Source organism: Methylobacterium variabile, from assembly GCF_001043975.1.
GTDB classification, from domain to species: Bacteria; Pseudomonadota; Alphaproteobacteria; order Rhizobiales; family Beijerinckiaceae; genus Methylobacterium; species Methylobacterium variabile.
In genome coordinates, this window is record NZ_LABY01000066.1 from 1 (window position 1) to 16,882 (window position 16,882).

Genomic DNA, 16,882 nt, shown 5'->3' on the forward strand with positions numbered 1-16,882 from the left:
CCCCGGCGCGCCTGCGGGTCGCTTTGGAGGTGGACCCCTCCATCAGCACGGTTCGCCACTGGCGCAGCATGGAGGGCTGGATCCCGAGTTCCGCGGCGACCTGCATCTGCGACCGGCCGCTGCTCTCGAGCAGGGCGACCGCCTCGCGCTTGAACTCGGGGGTGAATTCGCGTCGTGTCTTTGCCATCAAACACCTTCCCCGCCCGTAACGAGCGTAGCAGAGGTGTCCGCGAAACCGAGGGAGGATCAGTCCATCGCCGCAAGGCCGCTCTTCAGGCGGTCGAGCAGGCGGTAGAGCTGGAGCAGCTCGTCGGCCGAGAGACCGGCGAGCGACGCCTCGTAGAAGTCACCGATCTCGACGAGCATCCGCGTCCACTCGGCCTGGCCCGCCGGGGTCAGCCGCACCCGGCGGCTGCGCCGGTCCACCGGATCCGGCACGCGCTCGATCCAGCCGCGGCCCTCGAGGCGGTCGAGCACGATCGTGAGGTTCTGGCGGGTGAGCAGCAGGAAGGCGATCAGCTCCTTCACGCTGACGCCGTCCGCCGCGACCCGCGGGCGCGCCAGCGCCCCCAGCACCGCCCATTGCTGCGTCGTGCTGCCGAAGGACGACACCGCCCGCGTGCCGACTTTGTGCAGCAGGTTGGAGCTCTGATAGAGGCGGAAGAACAACCGGTTGGCCAAGTCGAAACGGTCGATGCCGAAACGGTCGGTGTCGGCGTCGACGCGGTCGGCGGCCGGGGGAGCGGCGGGATCGGTCACGGGCATATATGGCAAGGTATTGCTATTTCGGGCCGCAGGTCTAGGCTGCGTGCAGGATATCAGAAGGATGCCGGCGCGTGACGAGGTTCGAAGGCAGGACGGCCGTGGTGACCGGGGGCGCCGGCGGCATCGGATCGGCGGTCTGCCACCGGCTCGCGGCGGAAGGCGCGGCGGGGGGGGTCCTCGACCGCGACCACGACGCGGCCCGGGCGGTCGCCGACGCGATCAATGCCGGAGGGGCGGGCGCGGGCGGTCGCGCCGGCGCGTTCTGCTGCGACATAACCCGCCGCGACGAGGTCGAGGCGGCGCTCGCCGGCGTGACGGAGGCGCTCGGCCCGGTCGACGTCCTGATCAACAACGCCGGCTTCGACATCTTCAAGCCGTTCCTGGCGACCGAGCCGTCCGAGTGGGAGCGCCTGATCGCGGTCAACCTCGTCGGTGCGCTCACCATGCACCACCTCGTCCTGCCGGGCATGGTCGAGCGCGGCTACGGCCGGATCGTCAACGTCGCGTCGGATGCCGCCCGGGTCGGCTCGACGGGCGAGGCGGTCTACGCGGCCTGCAAGGCGGCGCTCCTGGGGCTGACCAAGACCCTGGCGCGCGAGCACGCCCGGCACGGCATCACGCTCAACGTCGTCTGCCCGGGCCCGACCGACACCGCGTTGTTCGAGGAGTTCCGGCGCGGCGCCGGCAACCCCGACAAGCTGATGGACTCCTTCCGCCGGGCGATCCCGCTCGGCCGGATCGGCCGGCCCGACGACCTGCCCGGCGCGATCGGCTTCCTGGCCAGCGACGATGCGGCTTACGTCACCGGGCAGGTGATCAGCGTGTCCGGCGGCCTCTCGATGGCCGGGTGAGGAGACGACGATGGCTTACGACGACATCCTGTACGAGGCGCAAGACGGCGTCGCCCGCATCACGATCAACCGGCCGGAGCGCTACAACGCCTTCCGCGGCCAGACCGTCGAGGAGCTGATCCGGGCGTTCCAGGAGGCCGGCTGGGACAGGAGCATCGGCGTCATCGTGCTGGCGGGCGCCGGCGACAAGGCGTTCTGCACCGGCGGCGATCAGACGGCGCATGAAGGCCAGTACGACGGCCGCGGCACGATCGGGCTGCCGATCGAGGAGTTGCAGAGCCTGATCCGCGACGTGCCCAAGCCCGTGATCGCCCGCGTCCAGGGCTTCGCGATCGGCGGCGGCAACGTGCTGGCGACGATCTGCGACCTGACCATCGCCTCGGAGCGGGCCCAGTTCGGGCAGGTCGGGCCGAAGGTCGGCTCGGTCGATCCCGGCTTCGGCACCGCCTACCTCGCCCGCGTCGTCGGCGAGAAGCGGGCACGGGAGATCTGGTACCTGTGCCGTCGCTACACGGCGCAGGAGGCGCTGGCGCTGGGGCTCGTCAACGCGGTCGTGCCGCACGAGGCGCTCGATGCCGAGGTCGCGCGGTGGTGCGCCGAGCTGATGGAGCGCAGCCCGACCGCGCTCGCCATCGCCAAGCGCTCCTTCAACGCCGATACGGAGAGCATCCGCGGCATCGCCTCGATGGGGATGCAGGCGCTGAGCCTCTACTACGACACCGACGAGTCCCGCGAGGGCGCCGCCGCGTTCCGCGAGAAGCGGAAACCGGATTTCCGCTCCCCGCGCAAGCCGGGCGCGTGACGCGATAGCCCGCATCGTGCGCCGGGCCGGTCGGGATGTGTATGACGACGTGCCCGGGCGGATGCGGTCTCGCGCGCAAGGTCGGCCGGCTCGGCTCCTGAGGCGAGAGCGGTCGGCCGCAGCCGCGACCCGCGTGGCGTCGGCGCCGCCGGGTGTCGGTGCCGCCGATGATCACCCGCACGCGCAGGATGCCTCCTCCCGCAGCGTGAGCGTGCCGCCGCCTCGGCCTCGGCGAGGAAGCGTGACAGCCCTCCGACCCGCGACCAAGATTGACGACCATAACATCGGGTGCCGCGAGCCGCACAGAGCGGCTCCGGCGCGGATCAGGGTACGATCCGGCAGGTTTGTGCGGGACCGCACATCCCGTGCGGACCGTGCCGTCCGCCGACGTTTCTGACATCTTGTCGTAACCCGGCTGTTCGAGACAGGCTTCGCTTCACGGAAGGAGAAGCCAGGATGCTTGCAGGACGCACGGACACGGACGACTTCTTCGAGACGTTGCTGCGGCGGCTGATCACGGACGCCGTGATCGGAGGCATCACTCACGGGAACTCGCGCGATGACCGTCTCGTCATCCGCCTGAGGCAGTATGACAAGCGCGCCCGCCTGGAGCGGCTCAGCTCCCAGACCCGTCAGGTGATCGCGTCGGCGCTGCGCCTCCTCGGCGAGGAGCCGGAGGTCGTCCGGGCCTGAATCCCGTGAGCCTGGAGGAGGCCGGTCGGACACGAGCGGTCCCGGGCGCCACGAGGGGGCGACAGGAAGCGCCCTCTCACCCCTCGTCAGGGATCTCGATGTCCAGCACCGCCGAGGCGAGGCACTTGCCGTGGGCGTCGAGGGCGAGGGAGCGCGTCACGCCGCCGCCGAGCGCCCCGTGCAGCACGAAGTTAAGGGCGCCGAGCCCGGGCAGCGCGAAGCGCTCCACCTCGCCGCGCACGAGCCCGGCGAAATGCGCCGCGACTCGCTCCGCCGTGACGTGGCGCTCCAGACGGGCGTAGTCCCGCGGGTCGTAGGCGATCACCGAGATGTTCGAGACGTCGCCCTTGTCGCCGGTGCGGGCATGGGCGAGGCGGCGCAGAATCGTCGGCATCGTCAGCTCTCCACGACATGGATGGCGGGGGTCACCACGCCCTCGGGCAGCAGCAGCGAGCGGATCCCGACGATCTCGCGAGCCGACTTCGTCGCGCCGCCCCCGCCCGCCGGGCCGTTGAGATAGAGCGACTCGACCTCCTGGCCGATCCGCTCCGCCTCCGCCCGGCTGTCGGTGCGGCCGACGACCCGGACCCGCACCTCCCGCGGCTCGGGGGCGCCGGCCGAGAGCGCGGGCCCCAGGATCGCGTCGACGCCGATCAGCTCGAAGCGCGTCTCGCGGCACGCGACGCCGGTCATCCGCAGGCGCTCGGCCACGATCTCGAGCGCCAGCCGCCCGCGCGCCACCGCGCCGGCGCCCGCGTACGAGATCTGCCCCTCGCCGACCCAGCTGTCGCGGTAGCCGACCGACACCTTCAGCAGGCCGGTGCGCGGGGCGCCGCCGCCGCCCTCGATCCGGACCCGGTCCGGCCCGTCCTCGCTCACCCGCACGCCGGAGAAATCGGCCACGACGTCGGGCTGGAGGTAGCGGGCCGGGTCGTGCACCTCGTAGAGGAGCTGCTCCTTGCAGGTCGCCGTCGTCACCCGCCCGCCGGAGCCCGGCACCTTGGTGACGACGGCCGTCCCGTCCTCGGCCACCTCGGCGAGGGGGAAGCCGAGCCGGGCGAGGTCGGGCACGTCCTTGCAGCCGGGATCGGCGAAGTAGCCCCCGGTGACCTGGCCGGCGCATTCGAGCAGGTGGCCGACCACCGTGCCGCGGCCGAGCCGCGTCCAGTCGGTCATCGACCAGCCGAACTCGTGGACCAGGGGCGCGAGGAACATCGCCGGATCGGCGGCGCGGCCGGTGACGACCACCTCGGCTCCCTGCGCCAGGGCCGCGGCGATCGGGCCGGCGCCCAGATAGGCGTTGGCCGAGACGAGACGGTCGGCAAGGGCGCTCACCGGCTCGCCGGTCTCGTCGAGCCGGTGATCCCCGGCCCGCACCGCCTCGAGCACGTCGTCGCCGGTGACCGCGGCGATCCGCAGGCCGTGCAGGCCGAGGTCGCGCGCGACGGCCGCGATCGCCTCGGCCGCGGCGACGGGGTTCGCCGCCCCCATGTTGGTGACGATCCGGATGCCGCGCTCGCGGCAGGGCCGCAGGACGGCGCGCATCCGGGCGGCGAGCAGCGGGTCGTAGCCCGCGGCCGGGTCCCGCATCCGCGCCTGCTGGGCAAGCGCGATGGTGCGCTCGGCCAGGCACTCGAAGACGAGGTACTGCACGTCGCCCTTCTCGGCCAGCTCGACCGCCGGCTCGATCCGGTCGCCCGAGAAGCCGGCGCCGGCGCCGATCCTGATGGTTCTCACCCTGGACACTCCTTATGCCGGGCCTGAGGGCGGCGTCAGCCCAGGACGCCGGTCGCGAAGGCGACCGCCGTCATCACGAGCGTGGTCCCGAACGCCCACGGGAAGATGAAGCGCTGGTGGTCGCCGAGATTCACCCCGCACAGGCCGATCAGGATGAAGGTCGAGGCGGTGAGCGGGCTGAGCGGGAAGCCGGTCGTCATCTGGCCCAGGATGGCGCCGCGGCCGACCAGGACCGGATCGACGCCGAGATTGGCCGCGGTCTGCCCCAGCACCGGCAGCACGCCGAAGTAGTAGGCGTCCGGCGTGAACACCAGGCTGAGCGGCATGCTGGTGACGGCTACGATGGCCGGCAGGTAGCCGGCGAGGCTCGCCGGGACCACCGACACCGCGGCGGCCGCCATCGCGTCGATCATCTTCGTGCCGGTGAGCACGCCGGTGAAGATGCCGGCCGCGAAGATCATGGTCGAGACCGTGACCACGCTGTCGGCATGCGCGACGAGGTGCTTCTGCTGCTGGTCCCAGCGCGGGTAGTTGACCGGAAGCGCGATCGCGAAGGCGAGGATGAACAGCACCGGCAGCGGCAGCAGCGCCATCAGGAGGGCGACGATCAGCACGGCCGTGAGTGCCGCGTTGAACCAGTACAGCCAGGGCCGGGCGAGGGCGACCTTGCCTTCGTCCGCCTCTGCGGCGGCGTGGGCCGGCGAGCCGGCCGGCAGGTCGGCAGGCAAGTCGGCCGGGACCGCGGCGGAGAGCGAGGCCGGCCGCAGGCCCGCCGCCGCGCCGCCGGCGGCCGGGAGGCCGAGGCGGGCGCGCTCGCGCCGACCGAAGATGTAGGCCACGAGGAGCACCCAGGCGATGCCGACCGCCATCGCGGGCACGACCGGGTTGAACAGGGAGGCGGAATCGACCTTGAGGGACGCCATGGCGCGCACGGTCGGCCCGCCCCACGGGATGATGTTCATCACGCCCGCCGCGAGGGCGACGGTGCCGGACAGGACCAGCCGGTCCATGCCGAGGCGCTGGTAGAGCGGCAGCATCGCCGAGACCGTGATGAGGAAGGTGGTGGCGCCGTCGCCGTCGAGGGAGACCGCCAGGGTGAGCGCGGCGGTGGCGAGCGTCACCCGCACGGGATCGCCCTTCACCAGCCGCACGAGGCGCCGGATCATCGGCTCGAACAGCCCGACGTCGAGCATCAGCCCGAAATACAGGACGGCGAAGACGATCATCACGCCGACCGGCGCGACGCGGGCGATGCCGTCGAGCATCATCTTGCCGAGACCGGGGCCGGCCCCGGCGAGGAGCCCGGCCACGGCCGGGATGAGGATCAGCGCCACCAGCACCGACAGACGACGGGTCATGATGGCGTACAGGAAGATCGCGATGGTCGCGAAGCCCAGGGCAGCTAGCAAGGTTTCCTCCCGGCGCCTGCGATTGTCGGGTGCAGGCTGCACGCGCCGAGGGTCGGTCAATGACGGGGGTGCATTCAACCTATATATTGATAACCGATGCGCATGAATTTCACGCCCCAGCAGCTCACGGCGTTCCTGCATCTCGCCCGCAGCGGCAGCTTCGGCGAGGCGGCGCGGCTGCACGGCGTGTCGCAACCGGCCCTGAGCCGCACGATCCAGCAGATGGAGGCCGCCCTCGGGCGGCGGCTGTTCGACCGCACGACCCGCAGCGTCGTGCCGACCCCAACCGGGCTGGAGCTGCGCCGGATCGCCGAGGCGCTCGTCGCCGAGTTCGACAGCGCCGCCGACGACCTCGCCCGCTTCGTCGAGGGGCGCAGCGGCCGGGTCGCCGTCGCGGCCCTGCCCTCGATCGCCGCGGTGCTGCTCCCCCCCGCCATCGCGCGCTTCCGCGAGGGACGCCCGGACGTCGAGATCGAGGTCCGGGACGGCCTCTCGGGCTCGGTGCTCGAGGCGGTCTCCGGCGGCGGGGCCGATCTCGGCCTGACGATACGACCCCCGCACCCGCAGGCGGCGCTGGTCTACCGATCCCTCCTGTCCGACGAGTTCGGCCTCGTCTGCCGCCCCGGGGACGCGCCGGGCGGGGAGGGGCCGCTGCCCTGGTCGGTCTTCCAGGGCCGGCCGTTCATCGCGATGGCCGCCGCGAGCAGCGTCCGGCAGATGACGGATGCGGCCTTCCTCCAGGCCGGCCTCGCCGTTCCGCCGCTCTACGGCTGCGCCTTCCTGGGTACGGTCGGCCACATGGTCGCGACGGGCCTCGGCGTCACGGCCCTGCCGCGGCTGACGCTCTCCCTGCTCGGACCGTTCGACCTCGCGTGGCGCAGGCTCGAACGGCCCGTGATGCGTCGGTCGATGGGGATCGTGACCCGGGCCGGCCGCAGCCCGGCGCCCGCCGTGCTCGAGTTCCTGGCCCAGCTGGAACGGCAGGCGAAGTCGCTCCGCTAGGGCAGGGGCGGCCGACGGCCGCGGCGGGCGTCCGGGGATGCCGCTCGCCTGCTGGGCTCGCACCGCGGCCGGGGGATCGTGCGGGCCGGTGAGCCGTGCTGGCGAGCGGTCGGTCGAAGACCCCGGCGGCCGAGCCGGTCTCGGTGGAGTTGTAGAAACAAAGTTTCGGCCTGTCGAGCCGGCAATTCCAAGTTGGGGGCCTCGATGTGACAGGTAATGTTGACAAATAGCGGCGATCGCTCCAGTGCGATGGATGCTGCTGGTATCGATATTGCGACCGCTTCATGCTGAACGAGTTGGAACTTGACCAGGACGCGGTGGACCGCCTCCGCACGCTCAGTCGCTATGGCATCCTGGACTCGGAGTCGGAGCCGGCCTTCGACGATCTCGTGCTCCTCGCCTCCCAGATCTGCCAGGCACCGGTGGCCCTCCTCAGCCTGGTTGCGTCCGATCGGCAGTGGTTCAAGGCCCGTCGCGGCTTCGCCCCGTCCGAGATACCGATCGAGCAATCGATCTGCCGCCATGCTCTCGACCGGATGCCGCTCCTCGTCGTTCCCGACCTGAGCCGCGATCCGAGGACGCGGGCCGATCGTCTCGTGACGGGCGAGCCGCATTGGCGCTTCTATGCCGGAGCACGCCTGTCCTCACCGGAGGGCGTCGCGCTCGGCCGGCTCTGCGTGATCGACACGAAGCCCCGGCCCGAGGGCCTGACGACCGCACAGGCCGACGGCCTCCAGGCACTCGCCCGCCAGGTCATGGCGCAGCTGGAGCTGCGCCGCGTGGTGCTCGAGCGCGCCGGGACCGCTCCGCGGAGGAGCGAGCGGCGGCTGCGCAACGCGCTCGCGATCAGAACGGTCGGGGTGATCTTCTGGGACGCGGCCTTCCGGCTGACCGAGGCGAACGACGCCTTCCTGCAGATGTCCGGGTTCAGCCAGGAGGACGTGCTCGGCCGGACGTGGCAGGAGCTCACGCCGGAGGAGTTCCACCCTGTCTCACACAGGGCGGTGCAGGAGATCATGACGCACGGCGAAGCGACGCCCTACGAGAAGGAGTACCTCCGCAAGGACGGCTCCCGCTGGTGGGGGATGTTCGCACCCCGCAAGGTCGGCGAGGAGGTGGTCGAGTTCGTGCTCGACATCACCGACCGTCGGCAGATGGAGGCGGCGCTGCGGGCCAGCAAGGCGAAGCTCGCCGCCATCTTCGACAATGCATCGGTCGGATTGTCGGAGATCGACCCGGACAGCGGACGCTTCCTGAGGGCCAACGACGAGCTGTGCCGCATCCTCGGCCGCACCCGCGAGCAGGTCCTGGCCGTGAGCATCGCCGACGTGACGCATCCGGACGACGTGCCGCCCAGCGTCACCCTGGTCTCCCGCGCGCTCGAGGGCCGCGCGTCGGCGACGCTGGACAAGCGCTACGTCAGGCCCGACGGGACGCTCGTCTGGGCGAACAGCACGGCGACCGCGCTTCCGGGCGGGCAGTCCGGCTCGCGCAGCCTGCTCGTCGTCACCGTCGACCTCACCGCGCGCAGGCAGGCGGAAGAGGCGGTCCGCGCGAGCGAGGAACGCCTGCGCGGCCTGATGGAGGGCATCCCTCAGCTCGTCTGGCGCGCCGTGGGGGATGGCCGCTGGACCTGGTCGAGTCCGCAATGGAGCGCCTATACCGGCCTTCCCTGTGCCGAGAGCCTCGGCCTCGGCTGGTTGCGGCCCGTCCACCCCGACGACAGGAACGCCATGCTGGCCGCCTGGCAGCTGGCCGAGGAGGCGGGCAGCCTGTCCGTCGAGCACCGGGTCCACAACGCCGCCGAGGGGCGCTACCGGTGGTTTACGACCCGCGCCGTGCCGCTCCGCGACGAGCACGGCCGCATCCTGGAATGGCTGGGCACGTCCACCGACATCGACGACCTGCGTCAGCTCCAGGAGCAGCAGCACGTGATGGTTGCCGAGCTGCAGCATCGCACCCGCAACCTGCTCGGCGTGGTCACGTCGCTCTTCCGGCAGACCCAGCGCAGGAACACCTCCCTCGAGGCCGTCTCGGAGCAGTTTCGCGAGCGCCTCGACGCCCTGGCCCGGGTCAACGGCCTGCTGTCGCGCTCCGAGCAGTCGCGGATCACCATCGGCGAGCTGGTCCGCACCGAGCTGGACGCCCTCGGCGCCTGCACCATGGGCCAGCGCGTCCGCATCGACGGTCCATCGGTGCCCCTGCGCAGCTCCACGGTGCAGACCCTGGCCCTGGCCCTGCACGAACTGGCCACCAACGCCCGCAAGTACGGTGCGCTCGCCACCGAGCACGGGAGCCTAGCGGTCACGTGGTCGGTACGGGAGGCGGGGAACGAGGGCCCGCGCCTGATGCTGGACTGGATCGAGGAGGTGGGTGCGCCGGCGCGGCTCGCGGCCGCGCCGGAGAAGCGCGGCTACGGTCGCGAGTTGATCGAGGAGGCGCTGCCCTACGCGCTGAAGGCCAGGACGTCCTACGAACTCGGGAACGACGGCGTGCGTTGCTACATCGACCTGCCTCTCACCGGTGCGCAGCGAGGAGGGAGGAGCACGGCATGAGCCACCCGGACGCGCCCGCAGCCTACCGCGTGCTGCTGGTCGAGGACGAGTACTTCCTGGCCCAGGATCTGGCCGAGGCGTTCAAGGCCCGCGGTGCCGAGATCGTCGGGCCGGTGCCGAGCGTCGACGAGGCGCTCGCGCTGATCGCCGACGGTTCGCGCCTGGACGGCGCCGTGCTCGACCTCAACCTGCAGGGCGAGATCGCCTACGTCGTCGCGGACACGCTCCAGGAGCGCGGCATCCCCTTCGTGTTCGCCACCGGCTACGACCAGGCCGTCATTCCGCCCCGCTACGCCCTGGCCCGGTACTGCGGCAAGCCGCTGGATGCGAAGGAGGTGGCGCAGGCGCTGCTCGTTAGTCCAGCGGCAGCGTGATCGTGCAGCGCACGCCGTCCGGCTCGGGCACCCAGGTGACAACCGCCCGCAGCTCGTAGGGCAGCATGCGGTGGAGCAGCTCGGCGCCGAAGCCCCGGTGACGCGGGGCCTCGCCGCGGCCGGCGACCCCGGTCTCCTTCCAGACGAGCGTCAGCCGCCGCGCATCGGGGCCCGGCACGATCTCCCAGCGGATGGCGATCCGCCCCGTCGGCCTGCCGAGGGCGCCGTGCTTGATGGCGTTGGTCGTGAGCTCATGGATCGCGAGGCCGAGGCGCTCGCTCACCCTCACCGGGAGGCGCACCTCGGGACCCGCGAGCGACACCTGCTCGCCCTCGCGCGCCTGCTGGGCGAGCAGCTCCTCGCCCAGCAGCAGTTCCAGATCGACCCCGTGGGCCGGGTTGCTGGCGGTGGAGAGCGCCCGGCCCACCGCAGCGACGCGGCCGTCGAGGTGGAGCGCGAGATCCTCCAGCGTCTGGCTCGCCTGCAGGCTGCGGCGGATGACGGCCCGGATCACCCCCAGGGTGTTGCGGGCCTGCCGCCTCATCTCGATGCTCAGGTCGCGCTCCTGCTGCAGCGCCTTCGCCTGATCCTCGGCGCCCGCCCGCAGGACGACGAACAGGCCCGCCGGCGCGCCGGTCTCATCCACCACCGGCGAGCCGTCGAGGTCGAGGGCGGCCGGAACCGGCTGCCCGTCGCGCATCACCGTGACCCGTCCGTCGCGCAGGGACCGGGACCGGCCCGCCAGCGCCGCGCCGAGGAGGTCGGTGTCGCCGCCGGCCAAATCCGGGCAGATCGCCGCCAGGCGCTCGCCCAGCCAGCCCCGGGGCGGCCCCAGCAGGGCCGCGCAGGCGTCGTTGCCGAGCAGGGTGCCTTCCGGCCCCCAGGCGAGCGCCATCGCCGTTGGCGAGTGCAGCACGAGGTCCGTCGCGGATCTCAGGCTCTGCGGCCATGTCCGCGGTGCCCTCAGCGGCGTTGTCCGCCAATCCTTCTCCCGGATCAGGGCGCCGGTCTGGCCGCCACCGGACGGCCAGATACAGCTCGGGTCCTGCTCTGCACTCACACGGCGTCCTCCGCGGCGCCCGACATGTGTCAGATAGACGACCTACCATGCCGTTCCGTTCCCATCCGGCCCGGACTCGCGTGCATCGAGACGGCGGCTCTTATGCTCTGAGGTCAGGTTAGATCGGTGTGAGGAGGGCTGCACGGCCGGAGGCGCTCCTCATCCCCGCGCGCCTTAAGCCGAACCAGGGTCCGGCAGGTCGAGCCAAGCGGTCCCATCCTCGTCGGCAAGGCTCCGATGCGAGCGGGGACGCCGCCGGGATCGCGGATCGGCCGGAACGCGATCCTGGGGCGATCATGAGCTCTAGAGATCACGCCACGTGCCAAGGCTCGCTGTGTTGTGTACCGCACGAAGCGAGCCGCTCGGGTGCTTTCGGACCGGCGGATTTAACGTGGGTCAATCGGATCGTGAACTGCCATTGTTCGATTTCGCACCGATCCTGCCGCTCGGGAGCAATCTGCTCGTATTCACGAGCCAATCGAGTATGCGGCAGCGGTTCCACAGCTGCGCTCGTACCCACCGCTCGTGTCCACGCTCCCCGCCTACCAGAACCGCCTGCTCGCCAGCCTCTCCGACACCGATCGTGCATGGCTCCGGCCGCACCTGGACCCGGTCGACCTGCCGCTCCACACGGTCCTCGTCGAGCCCGGGCGGCCGATCACGCACGCGACCTTCCTCGAGGCGGGACTCGGCTCGATCATCGTGAACTCCGAGGAGGGCGGCCGCGTCGAGATCGGCTTGTTCGGCCGCGATGGCTTCGCCGGAACGGCCCTGGTCCTCGGCTCTGACCGCATCCCGCAACAGATCTTCATGCAGGTGGGAGGGCACGGTCACCGCATCGGCGCCGACGCCTTCATTCGGCTCACCGAGGCGAGTGCGTCGCTCCGCGCGCTCCTGCTGCGCTACACGCACACATTCCTGGTCCAGACGGCCTGCACGGCCCATGCCAATGCCAGCGCCCCCGTCCAGGAGCGGCTCGCGCGCTGGCTCTTGATGTACCATGACCGTCAGGACGGCGACGAATTGTCGATCACGCACGACTTCCTGTCGATGATGCTGGGCGTGCGGCGAACGACCGTCACGCTGACGCTGCAGCTGCTGGAAGGAGCGCGCCTGATCCAGGCGCGGCGCGGCCGCGTGATCGTGCTCGACCGTGAGGGGCTGGAGGGAGCCGCAGGCGACGCCTACGGGCCGGCCGAGGCCGAGTACGAGCGCCTGATCGCGCCCCTGCGTCGCAGACCGGACCGGCCTGGGCCGGTCCCGCCCCGCGCGTGAGGGCCGCGGCGCGCCGAGGGCCAGTCCTCATCGCCAGCCGCGGCCTTCCGCGTCACGGTGACGGGCCGCAGATGCCCTTCAGGGCGGCCCAGTCCTCCGCCGACAGGATCTGACGCCCGGGCGCCTCCGGACCGGCCAGCGCGCGGATCGCGGCGGCGCGCTCGGCGGTGAGCGGGTGGGTGCGCAGGAGGTCGAGGGTCCCGCGCCGGTCGTCATCGGAGGAGATGCGCTCGAGGACGTCGGCGAGCGCGGCGCCGTTGCCGCCGGCGCGCGCCATCAGGCCGACCGCGTGGGCGTCGGCCGCCCGCTCCGCCTCGCGGCTGTAGCCCGCCGACAGCAGCGCCTGGCCGATGGCCACGATCATCGTCGAGCCGGTGAGGTCGCCGAGGATGAGGCTGAGCAGGAACGAGGTGCCGGAGGCCCGGATCAGGGACCGGGTCGGGTCGCGCGCGCTGACGTGGCCGAGCTCGTGGGCGAGCACTGCCGCGACCTCGTCCGGCGCCTTCGCCCGTTCGATCAGGCCCGAGAGGAGGATCACCCGGGCGCCCGGGAGCGCGAAGGCGTTGGCCGTCCCCTGGCGGCGCACGCTCACCGCCAGGTCCGACGGCGACGCTCCGTCCGCCTGTCCCGCCGCGGCGAGGCGGGCGACGAGGCGCGCGAGAGCTGCGCGCCCGGACGCCTCCGTGCAGGCCGGGGGGCTGCCCAGGAGGCGCAGCACCTGCGGCTCGACCGTGGCGCCCAGGCGCGCCTCCACGGTCTCCGGCACGAGCGGCACGAGCAGCCGCGCGAGGTGCGGAACGCCGAGGATCGCCACGAGAAGGACCGAGAGCCCGGCGGCGACGGACCAGAGCACGAGGCGCAGGACGCCGCCCGCCTCGTCGCGCCGGTGCAGGTCCGGGCAGCGCGCCGCGAGGGCCGCGGCGAGGGCGTCGTCCGAGAACTCGACCCGCTCCGGCTCGTGCGCCGGGCCGACCCGCATCAGCGGCGGCATCGAATCGGCGGCCCGGAGGTCGAGCGGGTTCCAGTCCCTCGCCACGCCGGGGCCCGTGACCCGGAATCGCCCGTCGAGGCGCAGGCATACCTGGTGCGGCCGCGCGCTGGCGCCGTTGAAGTAGCGCCCGGCGGCCTCGACCGGAGGCGCGTCCGCGCCCGGCGGAATCGTCGACGTCACGATCAGAGGCCGATCTGGAGCGCACCGCCGACGTCGAGCGCATCGGCGAGGCCTTCCTGCAGGCCGCTGCCGGCGCCCCGCGACGAGGCCAGCACCGCCGCGAGTTCCTCCGGGTTGACGACGACGGTGCTCGTCGCGACCGCCGCCCAGAGCCGGGCCTGCACCAGGCGGACGTAGAGCACCGCGAACAGGGGCAGCCCGACCAGGTAGGCGAGGATGACGATCCAGTGGATCACCGAGACGCCCGCATTCTGCGCCGCGAAGACCATGACCCCGGTCACGAAGCCGAGGGCGAGGAAGATGCCGAGGAGGGATAGCCCGTAGACGATGTAGGGCCAGTAGAAGTCGCGGGCGCGCAGGCTCGAGGCGAGGCGCACGCCGCCGAGCCGCGCCGCCCGCATGAAGGCGCGGGTCTCGCGGGCGCGGTAGAACGGGATCAGCAGCAGCGCCGCCGGAATGCAGACCGCGGTGGCGAAGAGAAGCGTGTTCGCGATGAGGCCGATGTTGGAGCCCGCATAGGCCGGGTTGAGGATCGTCTCGCCCGGCTTGCCGCCCGGCCTCGGCACCAGGAGGTCCGTGGGCAGCGAGAAGTCCGCCGCGGCCAGGAGGGCGAGGCCGAGCCAGATCAGCGGCCCCAGCGCGACGACGTAGAACAGCAGCCACGGCCCCAGCACGCTGCGCCCGCGCGCGGTCGAGGTCATCCGGCTCGTGCCGACGAGGGTGTGGTTGATGCGGTAGCGCTCCAGGCTCGCCCGCATGAACGGGAAGGCGACCCCGAAGGTCAGGAACACGAGCAGCCACCAGGCCCCCGCCCGGGCCGCGTAGGCGAGGCCGGAGCCGTCCTGCCCGAGCCGGATGCCGCGCCAGAGCGTGCGCATCGCCCGGTAGCGGCGCCCGCGATAGATCGCGTACTGGCCGAGCAGGAACAGGGTCACGAAGGAGATCACGACCGAGAACGGCGCGAGGGCGGGCGCCGCGAAGGAGAGCGCGAACAGGCCGAGATAGACCGGCACTAGGATCGCGAGCGCCACCAGGAAGCCGAGGAAGAGCTCCTTGCCGGTGCCGGTGTACTCGGCGGGCGATCCGTCGACGGCGGTGCGGCTCCAGAAGAAGCGCCGGATGTCGGTGACGTACCAGAACCGGTAGATGCCGAAGGTCACCAGCGAGAGGAGAGCCCCCTTCAGCGCCAGCCAGGTCAGGCCGTTCAGCCGCGGGTCGAAAGTCACGGCGGCGTCGTGCGGTGCGCGGCGGCCTGTCTCGACATCCATCGATCCGGTCATCCTGTGCGATTGCTCCGTGGGGTGATCCTATCCACGCCCGCAGCGATAATCCAGAGGTCTCACGAGGCTCGATGCGCCAGATGGCCTGTCGATGGGCGGCTCTTGATCGATCATCGCGCGTATTCTGCCATCGCTACGACGACGGCGATCTCTGATCATCGGGAAGCAAAGCCAGTCTCGGCCGGTACAATCGTCGATACCGGCAATTCGTCTCTTGTTTCCCTGCGTCAGACCGGCGCAGGATGCCGTGGAGCAGCAGGCGATCCGGTCGGATCGCGCCGCGGAACTCTCCGGCGTCGGAGCCGCCGCTCTCACGGGCGGGCGGTCGTCCGGCGGATGGGAGCCGGGCTCGCTCCCGCGGCCGGCCGCGGTTGACCAACGGTCGATCCCTGGGCTAGCGTCCGCGCCGCAGAGTATTTCCGGTTGTCCCCAATGTCGAGGCTCGACCTCCCGGGGCGACGCGCGGCCGTCACCGAACGATGACTACGGTCATCAGCCGACTACAGATCGTCGATCGAGCCGTTGATCTCACGCAGGAGTGGATGATCCGATGTGGCGTCAGGGTGATATCTTCATTCGCGAAATCCCCGCGCTCCCGCCGGAGGTGGCCGGCCGGCCGCTGCCGCACACCGTGCTCGCCCACGGCGAGGTGACCGGTCACAGCCACCGGGTCGCCGATCCCGCCGCCCTGTTCGCCGGCGACGGCTGCTTCTACCTCGACGTGCAGGGTGACCAGGCCCGCGTCGTCCACGACGAGCACGGCACGATCATCCTCGCGCGCGGCTTCTACCGGGTCTGGCGGCAGCGCGAGTACACCCCCACCCGCATCGTGACCGTGCAGGACTGAGCGCCGGTGAGCCCGCGACGGAACCCCGCCGCCCCCGCGCGGCGCGAGCCCGCCCGGCGCGTCCTGCGCCCCCACGAGAGCCTCGCGGACGCGGAGGCCGGCCTGGTGCTCGACCAACTCGACATGCCGGGCAACGAGGCCGCCCGCACGCTGCCGGAGGGCCTCGTCTGCCACCGGCTCCGGGCACCCGATAGCCGGCTGGAGGAGGTCGGCGGCGGCCTGCGCTGCCGCGAGCTGGTGCTCGACGGCTCCGCCGTGGCCCGCATCGCGGACGGCGTCCGGATCGACTACCGCCTCTCCGCCCGCGCCTGCCAGCGGCTGAAGGCCCTGCCGGCGGACTTGCGCGCCGGCATCGTCGACCTGCGCGACTGCCTCGCCCTCGAGAGCCTGTCGCCGGGCCTGTCGCCGGCCTTCCTCGACCTCGAGGGCTGCACCGCCCTGGCGCGGCTGCCCGACGACCTGACCCTGCGCGGCGGCCGGCTCAACCTGCGGGATTGCGCCCTGATCGACGCCCTGCCGTCGCGGGGCTGCGTCGCCCAGCTCGACATCGCCGGCTGCGGCCGCATCGACCACATTCCCGAGGATTTTCGCGTCACCTCCTGGATCGACGTCGCCGGCTCCGGCCTCGCGGCGCTCCCGGACCACCTGGCCGGGGTGGGCCTGCGCTGGCGCGGCGTGCCGGTGGATGACCGCATCGCCTTCCGGCCGCACGAGCTCGGCGTCGCCGAGATCCTGGGCGAGCGCAACGCCGAGCGGCGGCGGGTGATGCTCGAGCGCTTCGGCTTCGAGGCCTTCATGGCGGCGGCCGAGGCGGTGGAGCTCGACGCGGACCACGACCCCGGCGGCCCGCGCCAGCTCCTGCGGGTCGAGCTCGACGGGGACGAGCCCCTGGTCTGCGTCTCGGTCGGCTGCCCCTCGACGGGGCGGCGCTACTTCCTGCGCGTGCCGCCGACCATGACGACCTGCCATCAGGCCGTGGCCTGGACGGCGGGCTTCGACGACCCGGCCGACTACGCGCCGCTGGTCGAGACCTGAACCCCCGCGATCCGACAGCACCCGCC

17 protein-coding genes are annotated in these 16,882 nt (G+C 72.0%); 9 read left to right on the forward strand and 8 right to left on the reverse strand.

The window, feature by feature from the left end; all coding sequences use genetic code 11:
- Both VQ02_RS10850 and VQ02_RS10855 read right to left on the reverse strand, forming a co-directional pair.
- The coding region (locus VQ02_RS10850) for a transposase (RefSeq protein WP_048444205.1) at positions 1-187 on the reverse strand (187 nt) is incomplete at its 3' end.
- Between the two features lie 59 nt (positions 188-246).
- Entirely contained in the window at positions 247-759 is a 513-nt protein-coding gene (locus tag VQ02_RS10855; protein ID WP_209436999.1) for a MarR family winged helix-turn-helix transcriptional regulator, read from the reverse strand.
- A gap of 77 nt (positions 760-836) precedes the next feature.
- Between VQ02_RS10855 and VQ02_RS10860 the strand changes: the two genes are divergently transcribed.
- From VQ02_RS10860 to VQ02_RS10870, 3 genes are all read left to right on the forward strand, one after another.
- Positions 837-1,616: a glucose 1-dehydrogenase gene (locus VQ02_RS10860; protein ID WP_048444206.1), complete on the forward strand. Its 780-nt coding sequence runs from the start codon at positions 837-839 to the stop codon at positions 1,614-1,616.
- A gap of 10 nt (positions 1,617-1,626) precedes the next feature.
- Positions 1,627-2,418 (forward strand): 2-ketocyclohexanecarboxyl-CoA hydrolase, encoded by a 792-nt coding sequence (gene badI / locus VQ02_RS10865; RefSeq protein ID WP_048444207.1) that lies wholly within the window; start codon positions 1,627-1,629, stop codon positions 2,416-2,418.
- A gap of 456 nt (positions 2,419-2,874) precedes the next feature.
- Positions 2,875-3,111 (forward strand): hypothetical protein, encoded by a 237-nt coding sequence (locus VQ02_RS10870; RefSeq protein WP_048444208.1) that lies wholly within the window; start codon positions 2,875-2,877, stop codon positions 3,109-3,111.
- A gap of 76 nt (positions 3,112-3,187) precedes the next feature.
- Here the strand turns inward: VQ02_RS10870 and VQ02_RS10875 are convergent, their stop codons facing one another.
- The 3 genes from VQ02_RS10875 to VQ02_RS10885 are packed head-to-tail and all read right to left on the reverse strand — an operon-like array spanning position 3,188 to position 6,257.
- Positions 3,188-3,505, reverse strand: coding sequence for an AtuA-related protein (locus VQ02_RS10875; RefSeq protein ID WP_048444209.1), 318 nt, complete (start codon positions 3,503-3,505; stop codon positions 3,188-3,190).
- A gap of 2 nt (positions 3,506-3,507) precedes the next feature.
- Positions 3,508-4,848, reverse strand: a complete 1,341-nt coding sequence (locus VQ02_RS10880) for an acyclic terpene utilization AtuA family protein (RefSeq protein ID WP_048444210.1) — start codon at positions 4,846-4,848, stop codon at positions 3,508-3,510.
- Positions 4,849-4,883: 35 nt separating this feature from the next.
- Entirely contained in the window at positions 4,884-6,257 is a 1,374-nt protein-coding gene (locus VQ02_RS10885; protein WP_048444211.1) for a CitMHS family transporter, read from the reverse strand.
- A gap of 102 nt (positions 6,258-6,359) precedes the next feature.
- Between VQ02_RS10885 and VQ02_RS10890 the strand changes: the two genes are divergently transcribed.
- From VQ02_RS10890 to VQ02_RS10900, 3 genes are all read left to right on the forward strand, one after another.
- Positions 6,360-7,259: a LysR family transcriptional regulator gene (locus tag VQ02_RS10890; RefSeq protein WP_048444243.1), complete on the forward strand. Its 900-nt coding sequence runs from the start codon at positions 6,360-6,362 to the stop codon at positions 7,257-7,259.
- A gap of 284 nt (positions 7,260-7,543) precedes the next feature.
- Positions 7,544-9,814, forward strand: coding sequence for a PAS domain S-box protein (locus VQ02_RS34715; protein ID WP_053080324.1), 2,271 nt, complete (start codon positions 7,544-7,546; stop codon positions 9,812-9,814).
- A complete protein-coding gene (locus VQ02_RS10900; protein WP_048444212.1) occupies positions 9,811-10,188 on the forward strand; it encodes a response regulator in 378 nt (125 codons plus the stop codon). The genes VQ02_RS34715 and VQ02_RS10900 overlap by 4 nt, the downstream gene beginning before the upstream one ends.
- On the opposite strand, the gene VQ02_RS10905 is transcribed toward VQ02_RS10900, so the two are convergent.
- Complete coding sequence (locus VQ02_RS10905) at positions 10,169-11,104, reverse strand: HWE histidine kinase domain-containing protein (RefSeq protein ID WP_157080581.1); 936 nt, start codon at positions 11,102-11,104, stop codon at positions 10,169-10,171. The two genes, VQ02_RS10900 and VQ02_RS10905, sit on opposite strands and share 20 nt — an antisense overlap.
- Before the next feature lie 669 nt (positions 11,105-11,773).
- Between VQ02_RS10905 and VQ02_RS10910 the strand changes: the two genes are divergently transcribed.
- Positions 11,774-12,523, forward strand: coding sequence for a Crp/Fnr family transcriptional regulator (locus VQ02_RS10910; protein WP_053080326.1), 750 nt, complete (start codon positions 11,774-11,776; stop codon positions 12,521-12,523).
- A 52-nt stretch (positions 12,524-12,575) separates the two neighbouring features.
- Here VQ02_RS10910 and VQ02_RS10915 read toward each other — a convergent pair whose 3' ends face one another.
- Together VQ02_RS10915 and VQ02_RS10920 are read right to left on the reverse strand one after the other, a co-directional pair.
- The gene (locus tag VQ02_RS10915; protein WP_245239687.1) at positions 12,576-13,694 is read right to left on the reverse strand and encodes a M48 family metallopeptidase; all 1,119 of its coding nucleotides are present in this window, start codon (positions 13,692-13,694) and stop codon (positions 12,576-12,578) included.
- Positions 13,695-13,696: 2 nt separating this feature from the next.
- The gene (locus VQ02_RS10920; RefSeq protein ID WP_048444214.1) at positions 13,697-14,962 is read right to left on the reverse strand and encodes a YjgN family protein; all 1,266 of its coding nucleotides are present in this window, start codon (positions 14,960-14,962) and stop codon (positions 13,697-13,699) included.
- 562 nt (positions 14,963-15,524) lie between these two features.
- Here VQ02_RS10920 and VQ02_RS10925 point away from each other — a divergent pair.
- Entirely contained in the window at positions 15,525-15,821 is a 297-nt protein-coding gene (locus VQ02_RS10925; protein WP_048444215.1) for a hypothetical protein, read from the forward strand.
- Between the two features lie 6 nt (positions 15,822-15,827).
- On the forward strand, positions 15,828-16,856 hold the full coding sequence (locus VQ02_RS34720) for a DUF6745 domain-containing protein (RefSeq protein ID WP_053080327.1): 1,029 nt from the start codon (positions 15,828-15,830) through the stop codon (positions 16,854-16,856).
- The last annotated feature ends 26 nt before the right edge of the window (positions 16,857-16,882 follow it).

What these genes read in the sequence shown, in the direction of transcription:
- badI (WP_048444207.1), top strand. Translation starts at nt 1,627, where the DNA reads ATGGCTTACGACGACATCCTGTACGAGGCGCAAGACGGCGTCGCCCGC.
- VQ02_RS10870 (WP_048444208.1), top strand. Translation starts at nt 2,875, where the DNA reads ATGCTTGCAGGACGCACGGACACGGACGACTTCTTCGAGACGTTGCTG.
- VQ02_RS10875 (WP_048444209.1), bottom strand. Translation starts at nt 3,505, where the DNA reads ATGCCGACGATTCTGCGCCGCCTCGCCCATGCCCGCACCGGCGACAAG.
- VQ02_RS10890 (WP_048444243.1), top strand. Translation starts at nt 6,360, where the DNA reads ATGAATTTCACGCCCCAGCAGCTCACGGCGTTCCTGCATCTCGCCCGC.
- VQ02_RS34715 (WP_053080324.1), top strand. Translation starts at nt 7,544, where the DNA reads ATGCTGAACGAGTTGGAACTTGACCAGGACGCGGTGGACCGCCTCCGC.
- VQ02_RS10900 (WP_048444212.1), top strand. Translation starts at nt 9,811, where the DNA reads ATGAGCCACCCGGACGCGCCCGCAGCCTACCGCGTGCTGCTGGTCGAG.
- VQ02_RS10920 (WP_048444214.1), bottom strand. Translation starts at nt 14,962, where the DNA reads ATGGATGTCGAGACAGGCCGCCGCGCACCGCACGACGCCGCCGTGACT.
- VQ02_RS10925 (WP_048444215.1), top strand. Translation starts at nt 15,525, where the DNA reads ATGTGGCGTCAGGGTGATATCTTCATTCGCGAAATCCCCGCGCTCCCG.